This is a genomic window from Curtobacterium sp. L1-20 (assembly GCF_048755855.1).
In the GTDB taxonomy this organism is placed as follows: Bacteria; Actinomycetota; Actinomycetes; order Actinomycetales; family Microbacteriaceae; genus Curtobacterium.
The window spans coordinates 214,297-238,526 of the sequence record NZ_CP151472.1 but is presented as its reverse complement, the minus strand read 5'-3'; the positions used below and the strand labels follow the sequence as shown (position 1 = coordinate 238,526).

Sequence of the window (24,230 nt, the reverse complement as noted above, 5' to 3'; positions counted from 1 at the left end):
GCCGAAGAGATCGACTCGGCCGCGTTCGCAGGCGATGCGGCGCAGACCGCTCCAATGGCGACAAGTCCCACTGCCGAGGCCGCCACGGTCGATCGAAGAATGTTTTTGAACAATGAGTCCCCACTTCTCGTCATCCCCCACCCGTTGGTGCGGGCAAGACGAGCCTTCCGGAAAGCTGCGCACGGCACCAAGAGGTGAGACCGAATAGAGACATTCACGCTCACACAGCAAACGAGATCCTGAGGCGCAGGCGAGCACCGAATAGGTCCGTAAGACAGTCCCCATGCACATAACCGGGACGAGTACCGCAAGTGGCGACGTGACCGCAAGCGCCGTCCGGCTGGCGATCGTTCGCCGGAACCGGCCCTTCAGCGAGCAGGCCTCCTCCGGTACACGGCGGCGAAGCTACCCGACGCCTATGCCGGCGTCTCGATAGCCGATCGGCGAGCGAAACGGTTGAACCATTGAGTGCCAGTCCCCAGGCGAGTGCGCAAGGCTGAACGGTGTGGGGCGGGGGAAGTACGAGGTGCGTCGAGCCGCTTGGGTGCCGGGCGTCGTTGGGCTCGTTGTCATTGCGGTCTGGACGATCATCGCGATCGCAGTGTTCGCGCATGCAGCTCCGGTACATGACGCGTACCAAAGTTCGTTGGCCGCGATGCAAAACCCGGACCCGCTTGCTGACCCTCCTCGAGACGTTGCCATCGTCGACCTGCAGATCGCGGTCATGCTGGTGCTGGCCTTGCCGAGTGCGGTGACCGCGCTCTTCCTCGGTCTTGGTGCCGTGCTGGCGTTCCGCGGCCGAGGCTGGGCGCTCGCACCGTCGTGGATCGCGGCCGGCATCGGCGGGCTTGGAGTGTTTCCCGCGCTCTTGGCGTTCTTCGCGGGACTGGTCGGCGGCGTGTTCAACGGCCTCGTCGTCTTCGGCTGATCTGCGTCAAGGCGCCGGAGACTCATGTCACACGTGCCACCTACTGGCGAAGTACCCGCTGAGCGCGACATGAGGAGAGTGGCCGGTCAGCAACCGTGTGCTGACGGCCGTGCAGGGTTCGCATGGAGGCCGATTCTCGATAGCCGATCAGTCAGCGGGACGGCGGGCCTAACCCGAAGATCAGGGAGATTCCGCCGAGCACACTAACGAAGAACGCCACCGTCACGACGGCGGCGGCTACCAATGCAATGACCGTGGTCAACAACGCCAGCAAGCCGAACAGACTCACGGCCCTGGCTGCATCGCGAGGTGCCGGAACCGATTGCTCGCCGTCCGTGAACAACTCGGCCATGCTGCGGGGCCGCTGGTCCTCCATACGACGAGGCTACGTCACGTCCCTTCTCGGCAAGTCACCAGCCGTCTCGATAGCCGATCCCCTCTCGGACGCAGAGACCAGACCGAGCGCACTACCGTCCTTCCATGAGCAAGTTCTTCATCGCAGGCAGCTGGCGTAACCGTGCGGCAGTGCTCGACGTTGTTGAGGCGCTCGACCAGGCCAAAGCGGCGTCGTACTCCTTTGTGCGAGCGGAGTACGACGAGGAGGCCGCCGTTCTTGCGGCCCCAGGAGGTGCGGATGACGCCGCTCTCGAATCACCTGCGGTGCGGAAGCTTTTCGAACAGGACCTGGCAGCGCTCCGCGCGGCCGAACACTTCGTGCTCGTGCTGCCGGCCGGCGCCGCAGCGCACATCGAAGCAGGAATTGCCTTCGGCCTCGGAAAGCGATGCTGGGCCGTCGGTCCTGTCGATCGATCCGAAACCCTCTACCGGATCTTCGAGGCGATGTCGACCGACGCCACGGGTCTCATCGATCGACTCAGGGCGCTGCACATCGTCCGGTGGCCGATCGGTCATCGGACGGTCCACTGAGGTCGGTGGCTTCAAGCTCGTGTGGGCGCGTCCCCTGCGCCTCGCCGGATCGTTCTCGTGCGCACTTGCTGCAACGCGAAGAGGCACAGTACGACCGAGCCGATCGCCATCACGAATGAGTCGACTTCCTCGCCGGCGAACACTTTCAGCGTCACAGTCGCTGCGGCCGCCCACGGGAGCCACGCGACGGCGATCGCCGCAGCCAGGACCGTCCGCCGCTGAGCGAGTAGGACGAGGACGCTGACGAGGACGATCCCTCCAGCTGATGCCAGCACCCAGGGAGCGAGCGCGATGCTCCACCAGCCAGCGTCTCCGACGAACTGCGTCTCCCACGGACGTGCGGTGGGGAGTCGCAGGAAGCCGAAGAGCGCCGACGCGATCCCGACGAAGCCGAACGCGGCAAGGCTTGTGAGTCTGCGGCGTGGATCGCCGATGGAGGCGAAGATGACCAGCAACGCGACGAACACGACGGTGGTCGACCCAGGTCCGTTCCAGTTCCCAGTTGCCGAGCGGAGCAGGGCCGCGCTGACCACTCCGAGCAACGCCACGACCCCGATCGCATGGGTAAGTACCCGCGATCCGGCGACGGCCGCGACGAACATGAGCAGCACAGGCGCGATGAACAGTGGCGCGGCGTTCAGGAACGGCCCGAACAGTGGAACGTTGTCGGGGACCATGCCCCTGTCGAAGCCTTGTGGCCATGAGACGAAGAAGAAGTACGTCAGCGTGAACGCGGCGGCAACTCCGACCGAGATGGACGCCACGAGCGCCCGCACGTCCTTCGGGCACACGACGTTGATCCACTCCGCCAGCCCTCGTCCGCGAAGGTCGACGAGCTCGCCGGTGGCCGGGGCTGTTCGGCCTTCACTGTCCGCGACGTCGAGGAGGACCCCGACCATCGCCTCGCCGAATCGGCGTCGCCACCTCGGCGGGTACCAGCGCACCGCTGCCCGGTACTGCTCTTCCAGGTTCGCGCTGGTCATGCGATGCCCCCACGTGCGATGAATGCTGAACCGGTGACGTGCCCGGTCTGGAAGCCCTGCAGGCGCCGGCGCGCCGCGCTCGCGTTCGCTTCGAGTCGGCGCACCTCGCTCTCGAGAGCGTCTCCACCCGCGGGCGTCAGCTCGAAGTACTTCCGCAGGCGACCATCGACAACTTCCTCCCCGGCTTCTTGCACCAACCCCTGATCGAGAAGACGGTCGAGGACCGCGTACAACGTGCCGACCTTCAACCGAACCCGGCCGTCCGAGATGGACTCCGCTTCCGCGATCAGGGCGTACCCGTGGGCTCGGCCCCCTGCCAATGCCGTCAGCACCAACAGTGTCGGCTCTCGCATCTCACTGTTACTCATACCGCCATTATACTCATGCGATCAGAGCATGCGGAGGCGAAGTTCAAGTGAACCCTTCGCCGTCCCGATAGCCAATCGGCTACCGACACATCGCGCCCGGTAGCCAGCTGCATCGGGGGCAGCGCGCCGGGTGATCGTCGCGGGCGGGGACTGACTGCCACGGGATGGACGACGCACCCATCGCACGTAGTGGCTTCTCGAGGCTCGGCCTAACCCGACCCAGTTAGTCGTCGTCGCGCGTACCCGCGTTCGCGCGACGTTCCCGGAGCTGAAAGACGGCTTCGTAGGCCCAACCGAGGACACCACCACCGGCGATGCAGAGCACTTCGAGGAGGACATACGTCTGCCGTGTTCGAAGGGCGCCACCGGTTCCGATGGCAAGGAGCGCGGCGATCACGGCTCCACCCGCGGTCCCGCCGAGCGCAGCCAGAACAGCTCGCCGTCGTGGGTGCTGCGATCCAGCAAAGCTGCGTGCGAGGAAAGCGAGCAATGCCTCGGCGAGGACGCCTCCGGTGATGACGAGGGCAACGCCCGCGTCGATGACCCCCGCGAGGAAGAGCCGACCGCTCGGGGCGAACATAACGCCGCCGCCCTGCGGTCGCAGTTGGATGGGGAGTTCGTGAACGATGAACACCGCGCACGCGGCCGCGCTCACGAGCGCGCTTGCCGCGATGTAAGTGCGCCCCGCGCTCGGGGATGCCGGACCGGGCTGACAATCGCGTTCACTCTTTGGCAGCCGACCGCCACGACCAGCAGGACCAGGGCTCACGGGCACAAGACGGAACGTATCCGAGGTGCACCAGGGAAGTCACCATCCCGTCCGGGGGTGGTTGGCGGGCCAGCAACAGGGCACCTGGTGGCTCTTCGTTGCGGCGTAATCGCACTGAGTAACCCTTCTTGGGTCGTCCCGATAGACGATCCCCTATTGGAACTGCGGCAATCTGGCCGTCGGCAATAGGGTCAGGTCGTGCACGACAGGATCATGTTCGTTCAGCTCAAGACTGGATACAACACCGACGCTGGCCCGTCCTGGATCGCGAAGGTCCGATTCTCGAAGTCGTGGTCAACGGTCTACTTCCACGGTCGCACGCTGAGGCGGGTGACCGGCACCGCGTACGCGAACCACAACGCCAACTTCTACGACGTGGACTCGGGCGAGGCGTACTGGATCTCAGGTCCCAAGCGCGACCGGACGGACGCGCGATATGGGCACGGAGTGCCCACCGTCGACGAAGACGCGCGCGTTGCCTATGACAAGTTCCTCGACGGCGCACCGCTTCCAGGCCGAGAGCGCGGCTGACCGGCCCGGCCGATGGAACGCCACCTCATTGAAACGTCCGCCGCCGATCGGCTACCGGACGCTCTTCTTCTAGGGTGTGACCGTGTCGATCGATGTTGGGGGCGCTTACTCGTTGAGGGCGGCGGAGTACGTCGATCTTCTTGGGTCCATGTCGAGCGTCCATCCGTCGGATCTGCAGCTCGTCACGACATGGGCCGAACAGGTTGAGGGGCCTCTCCTCGATGCCGGATGCGGGCCGGGGCATTGGAGCGGCTATCTCACTGATCGCGGCGTTGACGTGAGTGGTGTCGACCAGGTTGCCGAGTTCATCGGACACGCTCGCGCAACGTACCCGTCAACGAGGTTCGAGGTGGGCAGCTTGGACGCTTTGGCTGTCCCCGCCAGCTCCTACGCAGGCGTGTTGGCCTGGTACTCCCTGATTCGTCACGACCCTGATTCGATCCAGCAGCCGCTTTCTGAGATGGCTCGTGTGCTCCAGCAAGGCGGGAAGCTCCTCCTCGGTTTCTTCACCGGTGCGGTCGTCGAGCCCTTCGAGCATTCGGTCGTCACTGCGTACCGGTGGCCGCCCGAGGCGCTTGCGGGCGTCCTCGGGTCAGTTGGGTTCGAGCTCGAAGAGACGCACACGCGGACCGCAGCGCGACCGAAGCCGAGGCCCCACGGCGCGATCCTCGCTCACCTGGCTTCCCACCGGTAGCCCATCGGCTATCGAGACTGCGTTCCCCTACCTCGCCGTCTGCTCGTCGAGTACCTCGATTGCGGCTCTACCCCACCCAGTCGGGTCGGCGCCGGGAGGCACGAGTGCGAGCGAGTACCAGAGCACGAGGACCGGCCACCACTCAAGTTCCGCAACGGTGAGGGCTTGGACCGTTTGGTAGCCGTCCAGGAACTGCTGCCGAACGGAAGCTGAGACGGGCCCCCAGTCCCGGAAGAGCGTGCCGAGCATGACGGCCGAACGAGCGAGCTCGACGACTCGGTGATCGAGCCGGAGCTCCTCGAAGTCGAGAACGCCGACGACAGCACTGCCGACGCACAAATATTCGCGGCGCGGTAGTCGCCCTGGACGATCTGTAGGGGAGGCAGGTCCGCCAGCGCACGTTCGAGCATCTGCCCGAGGACGTCTCGGGCCTTCGGGGGCAGCGCCGACGGGTTGGACGTGACCCAGCCGGCGACCTGCTCGGTGAGTGGTGTCGGCACGGACAGGAACTCAGGTGGCGAGTTGCGCAAGGGGTGCTCGCGCAGCGCATCGTGCAGCCGAGCGAGCATCGCTCCCGCTGCACGAACCTGATCGGGGTCCCCAACGTCGAGGTGGCTGCCCTCGATGACACGTTGCAGTCCCACCGAGACACCATCGCTCGTCACCTGAACCTCACCCTCGAGTGTCGGTACCGGTGTCGACACGGGTAATCCGAGTGTTCCCAGCGAAGCAGTGACCGTGGCAGCGAACGCGAGCCGTTCGAACCGGTCACGTGCGACCGACCACTTCAACAGGAGCCGATCGTCGCCGGCACGCAACCACGCCAGTGCGTTGCTGTCGCTGATCACGACCCGCTCCTGGGACCCGACACGAACACCCCAATGACGCTCGACAGTCGAGGTGACCCAATCGCCTACCGCCTCCGCATCGGCGAAGCCGAAACGGTCTCGGAGCACTTCAGCGGGGTCGTCCTGCGCCCACAACATCTCGACCGTCATCGATCCCCCTGCATCAAGAAACAGGCATCGAGCCCGACACCCCACTCGATCTTGCCTTGCCTCACCGGCCTGCTTCCGAGTTCTTGTCAGAGCCTCAGAACCCGATCGGCTACCGGGCAGCGGCGTCAACGCAGAGCTCGAGCAGCGCGATCGCGCGCGAGCTCGGTGTACGTCTTAGCGCGAAGGGATATGAGAGCCGCTATGAAAACCGCCGGGACGAATGCCACCTGCAGAGCAGCTACGGTTCGTCTTCACCACGAGTTTTTCTTATGCGGCAGGACGTCGTTTGCCATGGCCCTGTAGTCCCTTCCTGATCATCCACTCAGTTTCGGGACGGCTGCCCTTATCAACTCAAAATGCGAGAGCATACACAATGCGATTTGGGCTAAATCGCCCTAGCTTCTTGCTGTTGCGAGACGCAACGCCAAGAGAAGGGGACATCATGCAAATGACTGCGCGTATCGGGAAACTCGCCGCTGGGGTAGCGGTTATCGGTGCAGTGCTGGGAGGGGCAGTTCTCACTGCTGCCCCCGCCTCCGCAGCACCGAAGTGTTCGAGCGTCTACTGGTCCGGTGGGGGCGCCTCTACTACATGCTCCGGTGTGGGGAAGGTTCGACTGGTGTACCACTGCACTGCATATCTGGGCCTGCCCTCGTGGACGAAATATGGCGCTTGGGTGACTTTCCGGGGCGAGAAGGGGCGTGATGTCACGCAGTTCTTCACATCTTGCGGCGGTACAGACAAGGCGTGGGCTGAAGTCAAATAGATAGAACGCTGAGGGCTACCTCCGGCTACATCAAAAATCGTAGCCTGCTCCTCACAACGAGGCGTGCCTCCCACTGGGAGCACGCCTCGTTGATGTTCACCTAAGTTATGACCATGATCTATTGACGGCGAGCAAAACCGATGGTGCTTGATGACGGCGAAGTTGGCCGACGCTCAGGACGCGCTTTTGGGCTTGCGTGATTTTCCTTGGCTCGATTGACGACCGCGCGGCCCTATTGCCAGGCTCGCACCAGCGAGGCCGAAATCGCCGATCGCGAAAAGAGCACGGGAAGTCACCGCGGCAAGAACAGCAACTTCCGGCTCTACCGTTCCAGCGAGCATGATGGAGATCACCACTTCGCGGACGCCTACTCCAGCAGGGAACGGGATTAGGAGAATGCCCAGTGCGCATGCAAGAGCAAATCCCGCAATCGCCGGGACAAGCGTCTTCACGGGATCCTGGCCCAACGCGATAAGAATCAGCCACAGTTGCAAACCACTGAACGACCAGTTGGTCAGTTGCGGTAGAACCGTTCGGAAGACGATTGCCCACGTGTACCGAGGCTTGGAGACGTCACGGCGCAGCAGCCGGCCAGCAAAACCAAGACCAGTTTTCACAACAGACGGCGCCAGCAGGGCAAGCAGGGCGACACCGAGAGGGATGAGCCACCAATATTCTGCCAGCAGGCGGGGGCTCGAGATCGGCAGCAGGGCGACCCCGACAGCAAGTCCGGTCGCAACTGAGTTGAGCAACGCAAGGAGGCTAATGCTCACCGAGGCGCTCGCGCTCGTTCCCGACTCTTTCGCCATCTGCGCCTGCGCGGCAATCGTCCAAACAGATCCTGGAAGATACTTGCCGAGCTGGCTGACGAAGTACACATGAGCGCCGCGCTTGACGCCGGGATGAGATCCAAATGCGGGCCATAATGCAAGCCAGGACATCATTGACGAGCTGAGACCGAGACATACAGCAACGACGGCAGGCGCAAGCCACCAAAGGTTGGCGGAACTTAGCACCACGGAGAGTTTCCCCCAGTTACCGCGCAGAAAGACGAAGCCCGCCACCAGAACAGCCGCGACGAACGCCACCTTCAGAGCGGTCATGGCTTGTTTGCGCCACGGATTATTCCGTGGCAGCGGCACGTCGTCTGTCATGGGTTCTTGTCGCTTCCTGTCAAGTCACTCAGTCTAGGGAAGGCTGCCATCGTCGCCGAAAAACGGTATCTTATACCATTCGGCCCGCGTAAATCTCTAAGGAATTCGACGCTGTACGTTATTGCAGTTTGCGGAACTTTGCTCTACGGTCGGACTGTTGCCAGACGCAACGCAGAGAAAAGGGGAAATCATGCGTATCAGTACACGTTTGGGAAAAATTGCCGCTTCGACGGCGATCGTCGGGGCCGTACTAGGTGGAGCTGTTCTAGCGGCCGCGCCAGCATCGGCGGCACCAAAATGCGGTAGTATCACCAAGTCGAACGGCGCCATGGCCGTGACTTGTTCCGGTATCGGTAAAGCCCGATTCGTCGATTCCTGCCCGGCAATCGCGCCCTTCACGCCGTGGACTAAGTACAGTCCATGGTACACGTTCCTCAAGGGTGAGAAGAAGACCCTCATCTACCAGTTCCCGGTCTGCGGAGTGCAGGACAAGGCGCATATGCAAGTCAAGTAAGCGCACTAGTCAGTGTCGCGTAGGGCCAGCTGACCTTTCGGGTCAGCTGGCCCTCGAGCGTCCAATACCCGATCTGTCCTCGGGCTGCGCTCGCCACCTCCTCTCGACAGCCGGTCATCAACTGGCTGTCTTGCCTCGTCGGCCGGCCACCGGTTCGCTCTCTCGCCGGAGCGCTCGATACACCGTGGTGCGGCTGACACCAAGAACGTCGCCGATCTGCGCGACGGTCATGTCCTGCTGCTCATACAGCCGACGAGCAGTCCGGACCTGATCCGCAGACAACCGAGGTGGCCGACCACCGGTCCGACCTCGAGCCCGCGCAGCGGCGAGACCGGCGTGTGTCCGTTCCCGGATGAGGTCGCGCTCAAACTCCGCCAACGCGGCGAAGACATGAAACACAAGCCGTCCACCCGGTGAGGTCGTGTCGATCGTCTCTTGCAGCGACCGGAAGCCCACACCCCGCTCCCCCAGTGCCTGCAGCTGATCGATGAGGTGGCGGATCGATCGTCCGAGCCGGTCGAGGCGCCAGACGACGAGCGTGTCTCCGGGGCGGAGTTGGTCGAGCAGCTTGGTCAGCTCCGGCCGATGCTCGAGCGACCCGGACATGGTGTCGACCCACACGCGATAGCAGCCGGCAGCGTTCAACGCATCGAGCTGCAACGAAGCGTCCTGGTCGGTCGTCGACACTCTCGCGTACCCGAGGAGCTCACCCATGAGTAGGAACGTAGCGGAACTCGTTCTGACATCGAGGTAACGACGCATAGTTTTCGACACTGAGTTGCGCTACACGACACGCCGCCTCAGTCGTTCATGTCGACCTTCGCGGTCATGACGTGCCACAAACGGTCGTATTCGTACAGAGCCGTTTACCCCCCGAGCGCCGGGCGAGCATCGGTTCAGTAATACCCACGGCCCACGATGGCGTGACGGACTCCTCCTGCCGGCGAAGCCATGTCTCCGTCAAAGCGAGGGATGACGTGCACGTGGGCGTGGAAGACCGTCTGTCCCGCCGCCTCACCATCGTTGAAGCCGACGTTGTAGCCGGCGGGACTGTGACTCTCATCGAGCTGGTGCTTCACGACGGCTACCAGTTCGGTCATCGCTGCAACTTCGTCCGCAGTGGCGTCGAACCAGCTCGCGACCACCCGCTTTGGGATGACGAGGGCATGCCCCGGCGACACCGGGTGCGCGTCACGGATCGCGAAAACCAGAGCGTTCTCCGCGATCCACTCCTCACGCGAGATCTGCTCGAACACCGACGTCGTTGCCATAGCCCTACTCAACCGCGCTCGCCCGTCTCATTCAACGATCGGCCACAGAACGTCCTCTTCGATGTGCCTCGGAGCAGGATGGGGTACCCGCCGCGGACAAGCGGTCCCGTGATGATGTGGAGAGCTCGAGTGGAAGCCCCGGAACCTATGACCGAGAGATCCCGCGAACGGCTCGCCTTCATCGTGGGCCCGGTGTTCCTCGTACTTGGCGTCATCGTCCTGGTGACCGAGCGCAGCCCATGGGAACCCGTAGGTCGAACGGGCATGCCGGCGAGTGGGCTTGCGCTCTTGTTCATCGTGCTTGGACTCGCATGTGTGATCTGGGCACTCGCAGTGCGCAGCCGTCGTAAGCGGCAGAGCGGGAAACAAGACTGACGTGACGAGTCGTGCAAACGTGCTCCGCGCCAGCGGTCAGCGGTCAGTCTGAGCCAGTTCGTTCAGACGGGAGCCTCATCACCTCGACCAGAGGTCGGCGGGCGTCTGCGCTTCGCATCTGAGTCCTTAATCACGAGCCGAGAGCGCAACCCGGACCTGTGGCGTCGTCGCGGGATCATGGAACAGCCCTCTCAGTAGCCGATCGGCTACTGAGACGGACCCATGCCACGATTGCGTGCGTGGAGACCTCCGCGGAGCGCACCCCTGAACCGCTCGTTGACGCGTTCGCCCGAGAGCATCGACGGCGACTCCCAGGACTCCTTGGGTCGCTCGTGCTGACCGGTTCGGCCATGCTCGATGACTGGCGTCCGGGGATCAGCGATATCGACCTCGTGCTGATCACGACTCGTCCGGTTGCAGCGGACGACTTACCCGTCATCGCTGAGCTTCACGCAGTGCCCGAGGCGGGAACGCAAATTGACGGTGTCTACCTCACCGAGTCTCAGCTTGCCGCGGGCCCGGACGCGATCGAGGTCGCGCCCCAGGTCATCGGCGGTGAGTTGATCCCCGCGGGGGAGGGCGGGGAGTTGACTTGGGTGACCTGGTGCGAGATCGAGAACGGCGCCGAGGCGACGGTCTCCGACGGTGGAGTATCAGCTTGGCGGCCATCGGCACGACGTTTCCCAGGAGCACTGGACGGTGCGAGGGCGTTCTCTCGAACGAACCTCTCCACGTATTGGGCGCGGCTCGGATCCGAGACATGGGAACAGCTCGCGGGTCGCTTGGAGACGGCGAATGTGAACCCCGTGGCGATGCGCTGGGTCGTGTTGGGGCCGGCTCGGCTGGTTGCAACGGTCGAGCGCGGGCTGATTCTGTCCAAGACCGATGCTGGGCGCTTCGCTGCGCGGAGATGGCCGGAGTTCGAGGACCTGCTTTCCCGTGCCGTGGCATCGCGAGCCGGCAAGGACGTCGAGTTCACCGTGCATGATGCCCGGCGCGCGATCGCCCTCCTGGAACGCTGCGTTACGGCCGCAGCCGTGGACGACCGATAGGGCGATCGGCTACCGGACGCGAGGAGGTGACAGTGGCAAGCTCGCCTCATGAAGGTTCCGGGTTGGCTCGCGGCACTCCTCCTGGGTGCGCTCGCCTTCGTCGTCGGGCTTGTCCTCCAGCTCACCGGGTCTTGGCACATCGGCCTCGCTATCTCGATGGTCGGCATGATGGTGGGAGTCGTGGGCGGGATGTGCCGTCCCCGAGGCTCGCACTAGGACAACTCGCGCTACTGCCCATAAGCCCCGCCGGACCGGACATGACCGCTGTTCGGCAGGGGATCCGCTACCGGTCGTTGCGCAGGGCGAGCGCGCTCCGGATCCCCTGCACGTACTGCTCCGGCTGTTCCCACGCGGCGAAGTGGCCGCCGTGCGGGAACTCGATCCAGTCGGCCACGGTGAAGAAGCGCTCCACGAACCGGCGTGGTGCGTTCACGAGGTCGACCGGGAACACGGTGACGACCGTCGGGATGGTGATCCTCGGCCAGTCCTTCCGGGCAGCGAGGGCGTAGGGCGCGAAGGAGGTCCCGATCGCGCCGCTGAACCAGTACGCGGCGATCCACGTCACCGCCTCGTCCAGGGTGAACGCCGCACGCAGGCCGTCGCCGTCGGTCCAGTCGGTCAGCTTCTCGAGGATCCACGCTGCGAGGCCCGCGGGTGAGTCGCCGAGTCCCGCGGTGAGGGTCCGCGGGCGGGTGGACTGCTCGTGCATGTAGCCGCCCGACTCCCGTTGCCACGCCTGCCCACGTGCCACGTACGCACGTTCGGCCTCGTCGAGGTCCTCCGGCAGGTCGAACAGGAAGTGGTACTGCGACAGGTCCGTCAGGTGCAGGGCGCGGACCGCCGTGCCGTGTCGGGCAGCGAGCGCTTCGGCGACGTCGCACCCCACGTCGCCGGCCGAGACGACGTACTCGTCGTACCCGAACTCTGCCATCGCGGCCGCGACCGCGTCGGCCATGTCGAGGGAGGACATGCCGCCTCCGTCCACGGGAGCTGCGAAGGGAAAGCCCGGCAGTGCCGGAGCCACGACCGTCACGTCCGCCAGCAGGGGGAAGAGTCGTTCGAAGCGGAGGACCGAGTCGGGCCACCCGTGCAGAAGCAGCACGACCGGAGCACCTGCACGGTCCGCCGGTCGGACCACAGCGCGGATCGGGACGGCGGTGTGCTCCGTCTCCTGCCAGCCCAAGCCGTCGATCCGTCGTTCGTGTGCCCGCCAGTCGTGCTCGTCCCGCCAGTGCCGGAGCACGTCGGACAGCACGTCCGGTGCCACACCGCCGTCGTCACCGATCGGCGGAGCCGGGACGGTCCGGACCGTCCTGACCCGCCGCGCCAGGTCCTCGAGTGCCTCGTCCGTGACCCTGCCGATGCTTGCTGCGCGCATGTCCACTCCTCCCAGACGACACGGGTACCGACCGCCAGTATCCCCACGAGAACGATCTTCCGCACTGCGCACGAGCGCTGCCCGCCGCCGGTACGAACGAGCATTTTGGATGACACCACGAGCAGGATCGCGAGCAGGATGGGACCGTGCTCACCGTTGTCTTCGGCCTGTCCGGCGCCCTCGTTTACGGATTCGCCGACTTCCTGGGGGGCCTGGCGTCCCGGCGCATTCGGGCCGCGACCGTCACCGCCCTCGCATCGGTAATCGGGATCGTCCCGCTCCTGGTTGGGCTGGTGGTCGTCGGCGGGAGCTTCACCGGGGCCGCCGTCCTCTGGGGTGCCGTCGCGGGGGCGTCGGGCGGGATCGCGGTGCTCCTGCTCTACCGGGCGCTGGCGATCGGACCAATGAGCGTGCTCTCGCCCCTCACGGCTGTGTTCGCGGCCGTCGTGCCGGTCCTCGTCGCGGTGCTCCGCGGCACGGCTCTGTCGGGCCTCGCGATCGCGGCGCTCGTGGTTGCCGTCCTCGCAGTCGTCCTGGTCGCGGCCGTGCGGGACACCTCCGGCGCACGTGTCACGGCAGGCGGCCTCGTCACCGCGGCAGTGGCCGGGTGCGGGTTCGGTGGAATCGTCCTCGCGTACGACCAGGCACCGTCGGACTCCGGGATCGCACCACTCGTCGTCGCGCGGGTGCTGCAGGCGGTGCTGCTGGCTATCGCGGTGGCGGCCACGGGGCGCCGCGGACGGACGGGAGGCGCGGCAGACCCCGGGACGTCGGCCGACGTCGTGGAGTCTGCCGCACCTCCAAAACGCTCCGTACGAGGCGCACGCTGGCCGCTCCGCCTGCTGGGGACGGTCGTGGCCTGCGGCCTCCTCGACGCCATGGCGAACGTGTTCATCCAGGCGGGACTGCACTCGAGCGACGACCCAACGACACTGCCGGTCGTCAGCGTCCTCAACGCGCTATACCCGATCGGCACGGTCGTGCTCGCCGGGATAGTGCTGCGGGAACGCCTCAGCGCCGTGCAGTGGACCGGAATCGGCCTCGCGATCGCAGCGTCCGTCGGACTCGCGCTTGCGTAGCGGCCGTTCACTCGTCCGAAAGGACGCGCTTACCGACGGCGAAATCACTCTCTCCCGGTCAGGAAACTTCAGAGCTCCCACTCTGACATCCGGTGCTGTCCAGAACCGCTGCGGGGCTACGCGAACCGCTCCTGGCTGCATCGCCTCGGTAACCGATGCACCCAGAGCCCCGCTGCCCTCACTGATCGCATAGCTCGTGGGTCCGCCGGCTGGCGACGACCCCGCGACGCTGGAGGACGGAGGCGCCCGGCCATGGCACAACTCAACCCGTGCGGCAGCCGATCGCGCATCGTGAGGAGCGCAGGGTTGCCGGGGAAAGGGCGGGGCCGCGCAACCCGAATGCGCGGCCCCGCCTTGGGGAGAACCACTCCCGGACGGGCGCGAATCAGGAACCCCGTCCTCCGCCTCGAAGGGGCGGACAGCAGTCATCCCATCACGTTTTTGTCCCAGCCTGGGCAACAACTGCCACCTACCACTGAACGATCGGCTATGGAGACGGAGGTCTGCACAAACGGTGATATCCGAACACGTGGACCACCTGCTCCATGCAGACGTATCGTTCACAGCGTGAAAGATACAGAACTCGAACTGTTAGTTGCGCACACCGTTCACATCGTGAAGGATATGGGCGTCGGGCGGGACGTTCCGGCACGGTCAGTGGAGAAGGTGGCGAGGATCATGCACAGCACGTACCAGGCAATGCCGCAGACACTGCGTCGGACCGGATCTCACCGGGGGTTCGGGCTCACTGACCCGACCGTGATCGAGTCGTACGCATCGCGCCGGGCGGAAGACCCGTCGCTGCTGAGTGCGGGCACGGGACCGTCCTACGCTGACTTCTTCGCGGAGCCAACGCTTTAGGCTCGTGCTCGTCGCAGCTGGATCGCGTTGGAGGTTCCCTGGTGCCGTTGACCGTTGTGCGTCGTGAGCACATGCACCTGTACGCACGCGAGCCGCGTTCCCGCCCCGCGAAGAACGCGGTGGAAGCGTTGCTGCAGCTGCAGCACGCGGAAGAGCGCCAGCTCGAGCACGCTCGGATCGAGAGCGGACTTTCCAAGAACGAGTTCCACGCGGTCCGGTACATGCTCCAAGCGCACCGCGACGGCCGTGTCATGGGTCCGAAAGACCTCGCGGTGATGTTGAACGTGTCGAACGCGTCGGTGACCAAGATCGTCGACGGACTCGTGCAGAAGGGCGACTTCGTTCGCGCGCCCCACCCCACGGATCGCCGCGCACAGGTGCTGGAACCGACCGTGCAAGCAGCGAAGAAGATCGATGACGCCTACGCCCACTACCACCGCGTCGTGGTCGAGATCATCGATCACCTCCCCGCAGACACGAACGACGTCCTGACCCAGATCCTGACGGCAGTCACCGACGCGCTCAACGCGGACACCGCCCCCGACATCGACGAGTACACCCTCGACGACGCCACGGGACCACCACCAGCCGACCGCGCCGACAGCGTTCACGCCCGCAACTAACGTCGTCACCCTCCCACCGGCACCTCAAGTCGCGGATGCCGACGGCCACCTGACCGGTCGACGCAGCTGCCGCAGGCCGAAAAGCTCCTATGACCCCGCCGCTACGTCGCTACGCATGGTGACGGCCGTCACCACAAACTTTGATGATCGAAGGGAACGTTGTGGGTACGTACGAAGGCTCACCCGATGTCGACCCGGCACGCATCGAGACCGTCGCCCGAGCCCGGAAACGATGGAAGATCGCCGGCGCAACCGAGCAAGGACCCGACCGAGGGGACTTCCTCCGCGAAGACTCCCCCGAAGCAGTCAACGATCACACCCCGTCAGAATCCACCAGCTGATCCCGACGGTCGCGCCCTCCAACACCGGCCCACATGGCGTCGTCCGCACCGTCGACGTTCCCACGGCCTGACGCCAGCACCACGGCGACGGTTCACTCGGCGCTGCCGGGACCCCGCAAACACGCCGCCGCAGGCTTTCGGCTACCTGTGTTCTCGTCCGTTCGGGCGATCTCGGAACCGCGCGCAGCCTCCGGAAGCGCGTCGAAGAACCGTGCGACCACCTCGAACGAACTGCTCGGGTCCGTTGCTTTCACAGGGACAGCGCCTACCGTTCGGAGCGCCGCTCGCCGTCTTGGCTCGCCGGCCTCTAACGGAAGCCGGCACCATGCAGCACCCATCCGACCTCTCCTGGCGCCAGGACTCTCCTTCCGAGTGGACTGGCCTCATTGACGAGTCATCGGTCGCCACGATCAGCTTGCACCGACAGTACGAACTCGAATCGGGTGATGGCGTGTTGCACGGATCTCATAGCAGTCTCGGCAGCGCGCAGGCGCAGTTCGCCGCATGGAACTCGTGGGCCGCTGTTCAGAACTCGCAGGTGTGACCGTCGAAACCCGCTTGATGATGCGCCGACGATGCAGGAGACCGCCGCCGCGGCTCCGTCAGCCACGAACGGCTGCAAGCCAGCCGCCTCGCCCAAGAATCCGCCTCAGCATCGGACGAACCAGCTCTGGCGCTCCGACCAGATCGGCGCGTGTCTGCGGTCGTTCAGCGCCGGAGTGTTTGGCGCGGGTACTCGCCGAAACGGCGCAGGTACTCGCTGGAGAAGCGCCCAAAGTGCGTGAACCCCCACCGGGACGCCAACGTCGCAACCGACGTGGTGCTGTAGTCCGCCCGCAGGAGATCTTCACGAGCCCGCCGGAGGCGGACTTCTCGCAGATACATCATCGGGCTGCGGCCCAGTGTGCGTTGGAACGCCTCCTGCAGCCCGCGGACGCTGAAGCCGGCAGCGCCGGCGATCTCTGAAACGGTGAGCGCTTCCGCAGCATGCGCATGAATGTGATCGACCGCGGCACGCAGCCGGAAATTCCGGGGTGCGCCGTACCCGGTCGGGACGGGTTCACCCTGGTACCGGTACAACGCGAACAAGGACCGAGCAACGTCCCGTTGCGCTTCCTGCCACGCGAGCGAGTTCACCCCGTCAGAGCGAAGAGCCTGCATCGCGGCCCCCACGGATCCACGCCACTGCGTCACCGCGGTCGGACTCGGCGTACGGCTTCGATCGAACGAGAGGGTCCCGTCGGCGAGGTAGTGTTCCGCGGCGACGTCCAGCACGAGAGCCCGGTCCAGGTGCACCAGGCGCTGGTCCCAATCCTGGTACTCCATGTCGAAGCGTTGCTCGATCGGGAACAGCGTCGGAACGCCGGGTTGCATGCGCACTTCGTTCCGGCCGACATCAACGCGCGCTTCGCCGGCATCAATCCACTGCACGACGACCTCGCCTTCAACGGCGACATCGCCGCGGAGGTAACCGTGCATCTGGGAACGTCGGATGCTGAGCTGGTCGTCGCCGACGGCGACGTACTTGTACCAATACTCGTCGTCGAGATGCGATGAGTACCAGGCACGCCCGGCATACATGCCCGCGAGGTCCTGGATCGCACTGTCGGTGTGCGATCCGGACACCGCAACGATCGGGGCAACTGCTGCCGTGCCGGTCTGGATCTGCGCCGGAGGTTCGCTTCTGGTCAGCGTCATGCGAGGCTCCCCCACTCGTCGTGGTGGGCTCGAGCGTCGCCGAACGTGATGGCTGTGGTTGCGCGCACTGTGCTGTCGCGCAGAGAGAGTTCCGACAGGAACCGACGTGTGGCGGTCATGACGGACCTGCCTTCCATGAGGCAGTGACGCCTCATCGCTACCGGACCGCCCTGCTGTGCCAGTGCTTCGCCTACCGCGAAGACCATCCTGACGACAAGACCGCAACATGATCCGGCTCCAGCACGGTAACGCGGCTGAAACCAAGCGGCAACAACCAGCCGCGAAGCGCAACTCGGCTACTTCGCGGCACGCCCTCACGGTCACTGCACCAGCGACTGCTCCTTGCCGCGAGATGCCTCGACCCTCGTAGCGGCAACGAGGCGCTCGTGGAGGTGGGCAGAAGTATGGGCCGTTCCGGATGGAATCGGAACGGCCCACGTCTTCCCGGCTACCAGTGCGGGGGTTCACAAGCGGTTAGCTCGTCGGTGCTCCGCCCATCCAGGGATCGGCGGAGACGTCACGCACGAAAGTGAACCTCAGCGACCGTTGACGTCGCGGCGGTCGTCGTCGTTCCAGTCGGGCTTGCGCACGCCAGCCTTCGCGATCCCGCGGCTAACGATGTAAGCGGCCGTCACGATCGCGACATACAGCCACGCCTGGTCCGCGCCGAAGCCGGTGTGGCCTTCGTCCGCGTTGTCGACGACTGCCGATGCGATGAGGATCGCGATCGACACAACCAGCCAGACGTAGAACTCGGTGGTCTTGAGTGCGGACTTGGTTTCGTTCCACGTTGCCCGGACGACCGAGTCGTTCCGAGCGGGACGTCCTGCTGTGCTCGACATGGTGACTCCTTCTGATCTCCGCCACCGCAGATCGGTGGCGTCGTGACCGCAACAATTGTCTTACTGAGCTGACTTCTCGCTCAGTTTCAGTTCTCAGCTGGGTCGGGGAGGATGACTTTTGTCCATAGAGCGTCGAGAGGGAACACCCATGAGCAACGAGACCCCCGACCGCGACGCGCCCTCCCCCGTGAACCAGGAGCCGCGAACACCCGAAGGTGCGGCGGCAATCGCGAGCCTGCAGGTGCTCAGCGATACCGTCCACGACGCCGATGAGGGTGCACTTCGGGCGCTGGGCATGCTGCCCGTTGATGCGCTTGCGCTGCGCCACCTGGTGCTCGCGCGTCAGGAGGGTCAGACCGTGAACGCGACGCAGCTTGCACGCACCCTGCGGCTCTCCACGGCCGGGGTCACGAAACTGATCGATCGACTCGTCCGCGACGGACGAGCGGAACGGGAACCGAATCCGAAGGACCGACGCGGCATCATCATCACCGCCGTGCCCTCCGCGGAGCGCGACTTAGCGCACGCCTACGGACATATTCATGCCCCGCTCATCGCGACAATTGATGCGCTCAGCGACGAGGAACTCGCCAGCGTCCAGCGATTCGCAACCCGCCTCGCAGACGCCATCCGCCAAGAACTCACCCTGCCGACGCAACCACAAACCGACTGAAACGCCACGCTCGGATCGTTGACTCTGTATCCTCGGCTGTCGTCGTCAACGCCGACGAGGGCCACACCGGCTTCGGCGCCGATCAGGCCTGGTTGTACGTCGCGATCGTGACGGCCGCCTACGTCGTCAGCCGCGGGATCGCGAAGGCCGGCGTGCGCAAGCCCGACTGGAACGACGACGACCGCCACAACGTCAACGGTCGCTCGAACTGAGCCCAGCGCACCAAACGCCCCGGCGCTGGCCGATGGCGTGCCCGCGAGCAGACGCTCGCGAACCCTCAACTGGCACCTGAGTGACTGTGGGCCGTTCCGATTCATCGGAGCGGCCCACACCTGCTTGTGCCGCCTGCCGCAGGATCAGCGACGACGACCAACGCACCGCCCGCAGCGTCCGTGCCCACTCCAGTAGACCTGAACGCCGACCAACGCCGGGCCCTACCGTGCCGAGCTGCTCGCGTCGAGGTTCCGGTCCTCGTGCACCGGCCGCGCCGGCCCCGCCGCCGCACCAAGATCCCGCAGGTGCCGGACGAAGTCCTCATGATCGCTCTGGAACTCGAGTTCGTCCTCCGGCGCCGGACTCAACGTGATCTGACTCGCCGGCCCGATCAGCACCGTCTCAATCGAGGGCTGCCCAGCCTCATCGAACGTAGGGACATCGACCGTGTCGGTCTTGTCGTTCGAACCGAGGACAGCGGCGTACTCGATCACTGCATCCGCGACCTCATCCGCGACCATCGTCGGCTGCCCGTTGTAGTGGATGTACTTCATACCCACCAACCAACGACCAACCCCGTGCACACGCACTCAGCGGCCACCGAGTGAGGCCCTCAACAGCCCATACGTGGCGTCTCACCAGACGACCCTCAACCGTGCGGACTCCGCGGTACCTGACGTCAACGTGGAGCGGCGACGGCCTGTGCGGCGTCAATGAACGCCGTGACGCGCTCCGAGGTGCGGCTGGCTTCCCAGGCGATGTGCACCGCGGTCGGTGCCAGGTCGGTGATGGTGCAAAAGGTCACGTCCGGGCGGCGGTAGAACTGTGCCGTGGACAGCGGCAGGATCGCGATGCCTGCACCTCCGGCGACGAGTTCCAGCTTCTCTTCAACGGTCCGCGACTTGCGCGCGGCAGCACCCTGCAGTGCAGCTCGAGCGGGCTGAGCGGTGGACCATTCGGGCACGGCTGCTGGGTCTTGTAAGAGCACCTCGGAGCCGAGGTCCTTCATCGTCACCTGGTTGGCGCTGATCAGGGGATGACCTGTTGGGAGCATCACCACCCTCGGTTCTTCCTGAAGAAATACGGTCCGAATCCCCACACTGTTGAACGGTTCACGAAGGTAGCTGACGTCCGCGCGGCCGTCATGCAGCACCGCGACCTGTTCCTCCCACCCGGTACGCATCACCCGGACCTCGACGGACGGCACCCCCCGTCGGAACACCCGCACTGCGTCAGTCACCGTCAGTCCAGGCATGAAGCCCACCGTGAAGACGTCTTCGCCGCGCGCCGCTATCGCGACACGTCGACGCACCGCAGCGGCAGAAGCGAGCAGCGGCTGCGCTTCGGCGAGAAGGACCCGTCCGTTGTCGGTGAGCTCAGTCCCGCGGGTATCACGGACGAAGAGCTGCATGCCAAGTTCCTGCTCAAGGGCGCGAATCTGCCGTGACAGCACCGGCTGCGCGATGCGAAGTTGTTCCGCAGCGCGACCAAAGCTCAACGTCTCCGCGACTGCAGCGAAGTACCGCAGTTTGCGGAGGTCGAGATCGGCGTTCACACGCCCATCATGACTCATACCCGTTGGGTCTCATCAAGTGTGAAAGAGGTCTTGGACGGGCCGGCGCTCGAGCGCACACACTCGATCCCGTCCGATCGAAAGGAACACCTTGTCTCTCACCAATCAGCGCGTCGTGATCATCGGCGGCACCTCGGGAATCGGCCTCGCCACGGCTCACGCTGCCGTGGATGCCGGCGCTGAGGTTGTCATCGCCTCGCGCCGCCAGTCCAGCGTCGACGCCGCCCTTGGCGAGCTCACCGCATCCACCAGGGGCCGGGCACTCGACGTGCTTGACGCCGACCACGTCGCGTCGTTCTTCGAAGCGATCGGCGAGTTCGACCACCTCGTCTACACCGCCGGCGAACCCCTCACCCTGATGCCCGTCGATGGTCTTGACCTGGACCAGGCGCGCGGGTTCTTCCAGGTGCGCTATTTCGGCGCGCTCAACGCGGTCAGCAAGGCCGCGCCGCACGTCCGGCCGGGGGGCTCGATCACCCTGACCTCCGGGTCAGCGCGCACCCGACCGGGTGCCGGGTGGGCGGTCGCGTCGAGCTTGTGCGGAGCGACGACGAGTCTCGCCGGCGCTCTGGCGGTCGAGTTGGCGCCGACCCGGGTCAACGTTGTCGAGCCCGGCATCATCCGCAGCCCGCTCTGGGCGGGTATGACTACCGAAGAGCAGCAGGCCATGTTCGACCAGCAGGCCCAGACGCTCCCCGTTGGCCGCGTTGGCGAGGTGAGCGACGTCGCGCAGGCGTTCCTCTACGCGATGACGCAGCCCTTCATCACGGGAACCTCGATCCCCGTCGACGGCGGCGCGCTCCTCGTCTGAACGATCAGGCGCCCGGCGGCCTCGCGTCGCGAACCCCCGCGGCGCGAGGCCGCCGGTTGCGGTCAGCGACGAGCGGTCCGATCGGTGACGAACGCTGCGAGGTCGGTCACTTCCCGACCAGCGACGTCGTGCGCGAGATCCGGATACACCCGTTCCGTGATGGAGAGATGCTCCGTGCTGAACGTGGCGGTGCGGCGGACCGCGGCAGCGGGGATCACCCTGTCGTGGGCGCCTCGTCCCCAGAACACCGGTGGGCGCTCCGCTCGGAGGGCATCGTCGCCTCGCTGGGTGTCGTTGACGACGAACCCGCCCAGCTGCACCCCATACGCGAAAACGCCCGGGCGCCGGCGCATCATCTGCAGCACCATCGCACCGCCCTGCGAGAAACCCAGCAACCCCACCGACCGGACCGCAGGCAACGAGTCGTACCAATCTAGGACGACGTCCGCCGCTGCGTTGGCCACCCCGGGCTGCGGGTCACCGATCGGGTTCCCCGCGCTGGGGAACCACGCGAATCCACCCGCCTCGGGAATCGGAGCCCGCACGGACGCGATGACCAGGTCCTCGGGGAGCTCGTCACGAAGCGCGAACAGGTGCCGTTCGTCGTAGCTCCACCCGTGCATCATGATCAGGAGATCCGACTCGGCCGAGAGTCGGGTCGACCACAGCACGGCAGTCGGGTCGAGCGGTGGGTACGGAGTGTGGGGAGTGAACACACGGGTCCTTTCGGGAGCCCACCAACCGTGACGCTCTCCGGTCGGTCGCGTCCAACACCTGTTTCGTCGCCCGTGATACCTCGACTGCATCACCCGCGTTGTCTTACGCGACCTGGTTGCTTCACCCCGCCTGGTCCCGAGGGGATTCGTTCGCCAGGGGGCATGACGATCGACAGCCGACATCGTTCAATCCACGGGGGCATCGAACGATGCGCTCCTCGACGCCGTGTTCCGAATGAAGTGTTCATCTCCGACCCACATGGAGGAACTCATGCACATCAACCGTCTCTTGCCCGTCGTCGGGGTCGCGTTCGCGGCCGTTGCGCTGGCCGCTTGTACGACCAAGACGCCGGCGCCATCGTCACCGAGCGCATCGCACACCTCGACGTCAGCGAGCTCAGCATACGGATCCACGTCGTCGTATGGATTGCCGAACGGCTTCGAGAACACCAGCAGCCCGAAGGGTGCCGGCGGTGAGAGCACCACGACCGCGTCGACGAGCCTCGGCACGATCATCATCGACGGAAAGGGCCTGACCGCCTACTACCACGACAAGGACACCCCCGGCACTGGCACGAGTGCCTGCACCGGCGGATGCGCTGCGGCTTGGCCGGCTGTCGAAACAGGATCAACAAAGCCGAACGTCGTTGGCGTGACCGGCAAGGTCGGGACCATCACTGGAGTCGACGGCAAGCCGCAGATCACGATCGATGCACGACCGATCTACACCTACGCCGAGGACACGAAGCCCGGCGCCGTCACCGGCCAAGGCGTCGGCGAGATCTGGTACGCCGTCAATCCGGACGGCTCAGAACACAAGTAGCAGGCTTGCCGCTCCGGCCCGCAACGCGCGCCATGCCGAACGGCATGTACCCGTGGCGGGTCCGGGCGCCCCGCAATGAGGAGACGACCGGCGCGTGAAGACGATCCACGGTGACGTTCCGGCACCGCTCACTGTTCGAGAGGATCTCGCCATCAGTGGCACCCTCCGCGAGGGCGCCACCGTCCTCCAAGGATGTTCTCTCCTCGTGCGCGGCAACTTCCGCGGCACCCTCACGCTGGAACGTAGAGCCCGGCTCATCCTCGGGGGAACCCTCGGAGCGTTCGTCGACCGGAACGAGGGAACTCTCTCAGTCGCTGGCGAAATCGCGACGCCGCTTGAGATGGTCCCTGGAGTCGTGACCGTTGCGGTCGGCACCGCCGTCATTCTTGACGGCCGCTCCGCCATCCTCACCGTCGATGGCAGCATGCATCCGGCTACCGGCACGACCGACATCTCGCTCAGCCGAACAGCTGCCTTCACCTGGGACGCGGCGTCAGCGTCGTTCGCCAGCTGCGACACTTCCGACTTCATCGAGCTCGCTCGGACCTTCTGGCCAGCAAGCTCCTGACGCCGTCGGCACCCAACCCCTGACGCGGTCGAAGCGATTCAGTACGGGATCTGCGCGTCAGCGCTGCGCTCGGATGCCGTGGAGGACGATCTCGAACGCGCGCCTCCGCTGCGCGGTGTCACGGTAGATCCCCCCAGTGACCGCGAAAATGACCCGCATCACGTCATCGGCATCGATGCCAGCGCGGATCTGCCCATCCTCCCGAGCGCGCTCGAACAGTGGTTCGGCGATGCCGTAGATCGCGTCCCGGGTGGGCTCGTATACCTCGGATTGCTCGGTCAGCACCGAGACCACCGGGTGCTTGCTTCGCATGAAGTCGACGAACTTCTCCAACCACCCACGCAACGCCGTCCACGAATCGACGTCGGCACTGCCCGAGCCGAAGCTCACGAGCTCGACCACGGAAGCCAGGTAGATCGCCTCCATCAGCGCCACCCGGGTCGGGAAGTTCCGGTACAGCGTCGCAACCCCCACGCCTGCTCGACGCGCGATCTCCTCCATCCCGACGTCCGCACCTGCTTCGCCGAACGCTTCCGTGGCCGCGGCGAGAATGGCGTCGAAGTTCCGCCGCGCATCGAGCCGCCGAGGCCGCCGATCCTCCAACATCGCTACCAAGGTCACGACCCCATCCTCCCGCAAATGTGGTAGGCCTACTACCAGTTAACCGAGAGACTATCTCTCGGTCGGAACCTGGCCCGTGT

At 65.3% G+C, this 24,230-nt stretch carries 29 protein-coding genes; 14 read left to right on the top strand and 15 right to left on the bottom strand.

The annotated features are described in order from the left end of the window. Positions 1 to 505: 505 nt before the first annotated feature. The gene (locus tag AAEP86_RS01190; protein WP_420367036.1) at positions 506 to 928 is read left to right on the top strand and encodes a hypothetical protein; all 423 of its coding nucleotides are present in this window, start codon (positions 506 to 508) and stop codon (positions 926 to 928) included. Positions 929 to 1,079: 151 nt separating this feature from the next. Here the strand turns inward: AAEP86_RS01190 and AAEP86_RS01185 are convergent, their stop codons facing one another. Then, entirely contained in the window at positions 1,080 to 1,304 is a 225-nt protein-coding gene (locus tag AAEP86_RS01185) for a hypothetical protein (RefSeq protein ID WP_420367035.1), read from the bottom strand. A gap of 104 nt (positions 1,305 to 1,408) precedes the next feature. On the opposite strand from AAEP86_RS01185, the gene AAEP86_RS01180 reads away from it, so the two are divergent. Beyond that, positions 1,409 to 1,855, top strand: coding sequence for a hypothetical protein (locus tag AAEP86_RS01180; RefSeq protein WP_420367034.1), 447 nt, complete (start codon positions 1,409 to 1,411; stop codon positions 1,853 to 1,855). A gap of 11 nt (positions 1,856 to 1,866) precedes the next feature. On the opposite strand, the gene AAEP86_RS01175 is transcribed toward AAEP86_RS01180, so the two are convergent. From AAEP86_RS01175 to AAEP86_RS01165, 3 genes are all read right to left on the bottom strand, one after another. Then, complete coding sequence (locus AAEP86_RS01175; RefSeq protein ID WP_420367033.1) at positions 1,867 to 2,838, bottom strand: hypothetical protein; 972 nt, start codon at positions 2,836 to 2,838, stop codon at positions 1,867 to 1,869. Then, positions 2,835 to 3,206 (bottom strand): PadR family transcriptional regulator, encoded by a 372-nt coding sequence (locus tag AAEP86_RS01170; RefSeq protein ID WP_420367032.1) that lies wholly within the window; start codon positions 3,204 to 3,206, stop codon positions 2,835 to 2,837. Before AAEP86_RS01170 ends, AAEP86_RS01175 begins: the two co-directional genes overlap by 4 nt. 223 nt (positions 3,207 to 3,429) lie before the next feature. Continuing rightward, complete coding sequence (locus AAEP86_RS01165) at positions 3,430 to 3,861, bottom strand: hypothetical protein (RefSeq protein ID WP_420367031.1); 432 nt, start codon at positions 3,859 to 3,861, stop codon at positions 3,430 to 3,432. Positions 3,862 to 4,173: 312 nt separating this feature from the next. Here AAEP86_RS01165 and AAEP86_RS01160 point away from each other — a divergent pair, with 312 nt between their 5' ends. Both AAEP86_RS01160 and AAEP86_RS01155 read left to right on the top strand, forming a co-directional pair. Further along, entirely contained in the window at positions 4,174 to 4,506 is a 333-nt protein-coding gene (locus tag AAEP86_RS01160) for a hypothetical protein (protein ID WP_420367030.1), read from the top strand. Positions 4,507 to 4,588: 82 nt separating this feature from the next. Then, on the top strand, positions 4,589 to 5,200 hold the full coding sequence (locus AAEP86_RS01155; protein WP_420367029.1) for a class I SAM-dependent methyltransferase: 612 nt from the start codon (positions 4,589 to 4,591) through the stop codon (positions 5,198 to 5,200). An 8-nt stretch (positions 5,201 to 5,208) separates the two neighbouring features. Here AAEP86_RS01155 and AAEP86_RS01150 read toward each other — a convergent pair whose 3' ends face one another. Together AAEP86_RS01150 and AAEP86_RS01145 are read right to left on the bottom strand one after the other, a co-directional pair. Then, positions 5,209 to 6,186: a phosphotransferase gene (locus tag AAEP86_RS01150; RefSeq protein ID WP_420367232.1), complete on the bottom strand. Its 978-nt coding sequence runs from the start codon at positions 6,184 to 6,186 to the stop codon at positions 5,209 to 5,211. Between the two features lie 951 nt (positions 6,187 to 7,137). Beyond that, positions 7,138 to 8,118, bottom strand: coding sequence for a lysylphosphatidylglycerol synthase transmembrane domain-containing protein (locus tag AAEP86_RS01145; RefSeq protein ID WP_420367028.1), 981 nt, complete (start codon positions 8,116 to 8,118; stop codon positions 7,138 to 7,140). A 157-nt stretch (positions 8,119 to 8,275) separates the two neighbouring features. Here AAEP86_RS01145 and AAEP86_RS01140 point away from each other — a divergent pair, with 157 nt between their 5' ends. Next, positions 8,276 to 8,632 (top strand): hypothetical protein, encoded by a 357-nt coding sequence (locus AAEP86_RS01140; RefSeq protein ID WP_420367027.1) that lies wholly within the window; start codon positions 8,276 to 8,278, stop codon positions 8,630 to 8,632. A 117-nt stretch (positions 8,633 to 8,749) separates the two neighbouring features. On the opposite strand, the gene AAEP86_RS01135 is transcribed toward AAEP86_RS01140, so the two are convergent. Next, entirely contained in the window at positions 8,750 to 9,346 is a 597-nt protein-coding gene (locus AAEP86_RS01135) for a recombinase family protein (protein WP_420367026.1), read from the bottom strand. A 182-nt stretch (positions 9,347 to 9,528) separates the two neighbouring features. Continuing rightward, entirely contained in the window at positions 9,529 to 9,903 is a 375-nt protein-coding gene (locus AAEP86_RS01130; protein WP_420367025.1) for an HIT family protein, read from the bottom strand. A gap of 707 nt (positions 9,904 to 10,610) precedes the next feature. Here AAEP86_RS01130 and AAEP86_RS01125 point away from each other — a divergent pair. Both AAEP86_RS01125 and AAEP86_RS01120 read left to right on the top strand, forming a co-directional pair. Continuing rightward, complete coding sequence (locus AAEP86_RS01125) at positions 10,611 to 11,330, top strand: aminoglycoside adenylyltransferase domain-containing protein (protein WP_420367024.1); 720 nt, start codon at positions 10,611 to 10,613, stop codon at positions 11,328 to 11,330. Between the two features lie 48 nt (positions 11,331 to 11,378). Continuing rightward, positions 11,379 to 11,546, top strand: a complete 168-nt coding sequence (locus AAEP86_RS01120; RefSeq protein ID WP_420367023.1) for a hypothetical protein — start codon at positions 11,379 to 11,381, stop codon at positions 11,544 to 11,546. A 67-nt stretch (positions 11,547 to 11,613) separates the two neighbouring features. On the opposite strand, the gene AAEP86_RS01115 is transcribed toward AAEP86_RS01120, so the two are convergent. Beyond that, positions 11,614 to 12,708 carry an epoxide hydrolase family protein gene (locus tag AAEP86_RS01115; RefSeq protein WP_420367022.1) on the bottom strand — a complete coding sequence of 365 codons (1,095 nt, stop codon included), beginning with the start codon at positions 12,706 to 12,708 and terminating at the stop codon, positions 11,614 to 11,616. A gap of 146 nt (positions 12,709 to 12,854) precedes the next feature. On the opposite strand from AAEP86_RS01115, the gene AAEP86_RS01110 reads away from it, so the two are divergent. From AAEP86_RS01110 to AAEP86_RS01100, 3 genes are all read left to right on the top strand, one after another. Then, a complete protein-coding gene (locus AAEP86_RS01110) occupies positions 12,855 to 13,787 on the top strand; it encodes an EamA family transporter (RefSeq protein ID WP_420367021.1) in 933 nt (310 codons plus the stop codon). A gap of 567 nt (positions 13,788 to 14,354) precedes the next feature. Beyond that, the gene (locus tag AAEP86_RS01105) at positions 14,355 to 14,648 is read left to right on the top strand and encodes a hypothetical protein (RefSeq protein ID WP_420367020.1); all 294 of its coding nucleotides are present in this window, start codon (positions 14,355 to 14,357) and stop codon (positions 14,646 to 14,648) included. Positions 14,649 to 14,689: 41 nt separating this feature from the next. Beyond that, complete coding sequence (locus AAEP86_RS01100) at positions 14,690 to 15,271, top strand: MarR family winged helix-turn-helix transcriptional regulator (protein ID WP_420367019.1); 582 nt, start codon at positions 14,690 to 14,692, stop codon at positions 15,269 to 15,271. 1,049 nt (positions 15,272 to 16,320) lie between these two features. Here AAEP86_RS01100 and AAEP86_RS01095 read toward each other — a convergent pair. Next, positions 16,321 to 17,310, bottom strand: coding sequence for a helix-turn-helix domain-containing protein (locus AAEP86_RS01095; RefSeq protein WP_420367018.1), 990 nt, complete (start codon positions 17,308 to 17,310; stop codon positions 16,321 to 16,323). Between the two features lie 536 nt (positions 17,311 to 17,846). Beyond that, positions 17,847 to 18,152: a hypothetical protein gene (locus tag AAEP86_RS01090; protein WP_420367017.1), complete on the bottom strand. Its 306-nt coding sequence runs from the start codon at positions 18,150 to 18,152 to the stop codon at positions 17,847 to 17,849. 148 nt (positions 18,153 to 18,300) lie between these two features. Here AAEP86_RS01090 and AAEP86_RS01085 point away from each other — a divergent pair, with 148 nt between their 5' ends. Next, positions 18,301 to 18,825 (top strand): MarR family winged helix-turn-helix transcriptional regulator, encoded by a 525-nt coding sequence (locus tag AAEP86_RS01085; RefSeq protein WP_420367016.1) that lies wholly within the window; start codon positions 18,301 to 18,303, stop codon positions 18,823 to 18,825. Positions 18,826 to 19,259: 434 nt separating this feature from the next. Here the strand turns inward: AAEP86_RS01085 and AAEP86_RS01080 are convergent, their stop codons facing one another. Continuing rightward, entirely contained in the window at positions 19,260 to 19,592 is a 333-nt protein-coding gene (locus tag AAEP86_RS01080) for a hypothetical protein (RefSeq protein ID WP_420367015.1), read from the bottom strand. A gap of 125 nt (positions 19,593 to 19,717) precedes the next feature. Next, positions 19,718 to 20,593, bottom strand: a complete 876-nt coding sequence (locus AAEP86_RS01075; RefSeq protein ID WP_420367014.1) for a LysR family transcriptional regulator — start codon at positions 20,591 to 20,593, stop codon at positions 19,718 to 19,720. A 109-nt stretch (positions 20,594 to 20,702) separates the two neighbouring features. Here AAEP86_RS01075 and AAEP86_RS01070 point away from each other — a divergent pair, with 109 nt between their 5' ends. Continuing rightward, positions 20,703 to 21,422, top strand: a complete 720-nt coding sequence (locus tag AAEP86_RS01070) for an SDR family oxidoreductase (protein WP_420367013.1) — start codon at positions 20,703 to 20,705, stop codon at positions 21,420 to 21,422. A gap of 62 nt (positions 21,423 to 21,484) precedes the next feature. Here AAEP86_RS01070 and AAEP86_RS01065 read toward each other — a convergent pair whose 3' ends face one another. Beyond that, a complete protein-coding gene (locus AAEP86_RS01065) occupies positions 21,485 to 22,138 on the bottom strand; it encodes an alpha/beta hydrolase (RefSeq protein WP_420367012.1) in 654 nt (217 codons plus the stop codon). Between the two features lie 271 nt (positions 22,139 to 22,409). Between AAEP86_RS01065 and AAEP86_RS01060 the strand changes: the two genes are divergently transcribed. Beyond that, on the top strand, positions 22,410 to 22,961 hold the full coding sequence (locus AAEP86_RS01060; RefSeq protein WP_420367011.1) for a hypothetical protein: 552 nt from the start codon (positions 22,410 to 22,412) through the stop codon (positions 22,959 to 22,961). A gap of 94 nt (positions 22,962 to 23,055) precedes the next feature. After that, positions 23,056 to 23,529 (top strand): hypothetical protein, encoded by a 474-nt coding sequence (locus AAEP86_RS01055; RefSeq protein ID WP_420367010.1) that lies wholly within the window; start codon positions 23,056 to 23,058, stop codon positions 23,527 to 23,529. Positions 23,530 to 23,586: 57 nt separating this feature from the next. Here the strand turns inward: AAEP86_RS01055 and AAEP86_RS01050 are convergent, their stop codons facing one another. Further along, positions 23,587 to 24,150, bottom strand: coding sequence for a TetR/AcrR family transcriptional regulator (locus AAEP86_RS01050; RefSeq protein ID WP_420367009.1), 564 nt, complete (start codon positions 24,148 to 24,150; stop codon positions 23,587 to 23,589). Between the last annotated feature and the right edge of the window lie 80 nt (positions 24,151 to 24,230).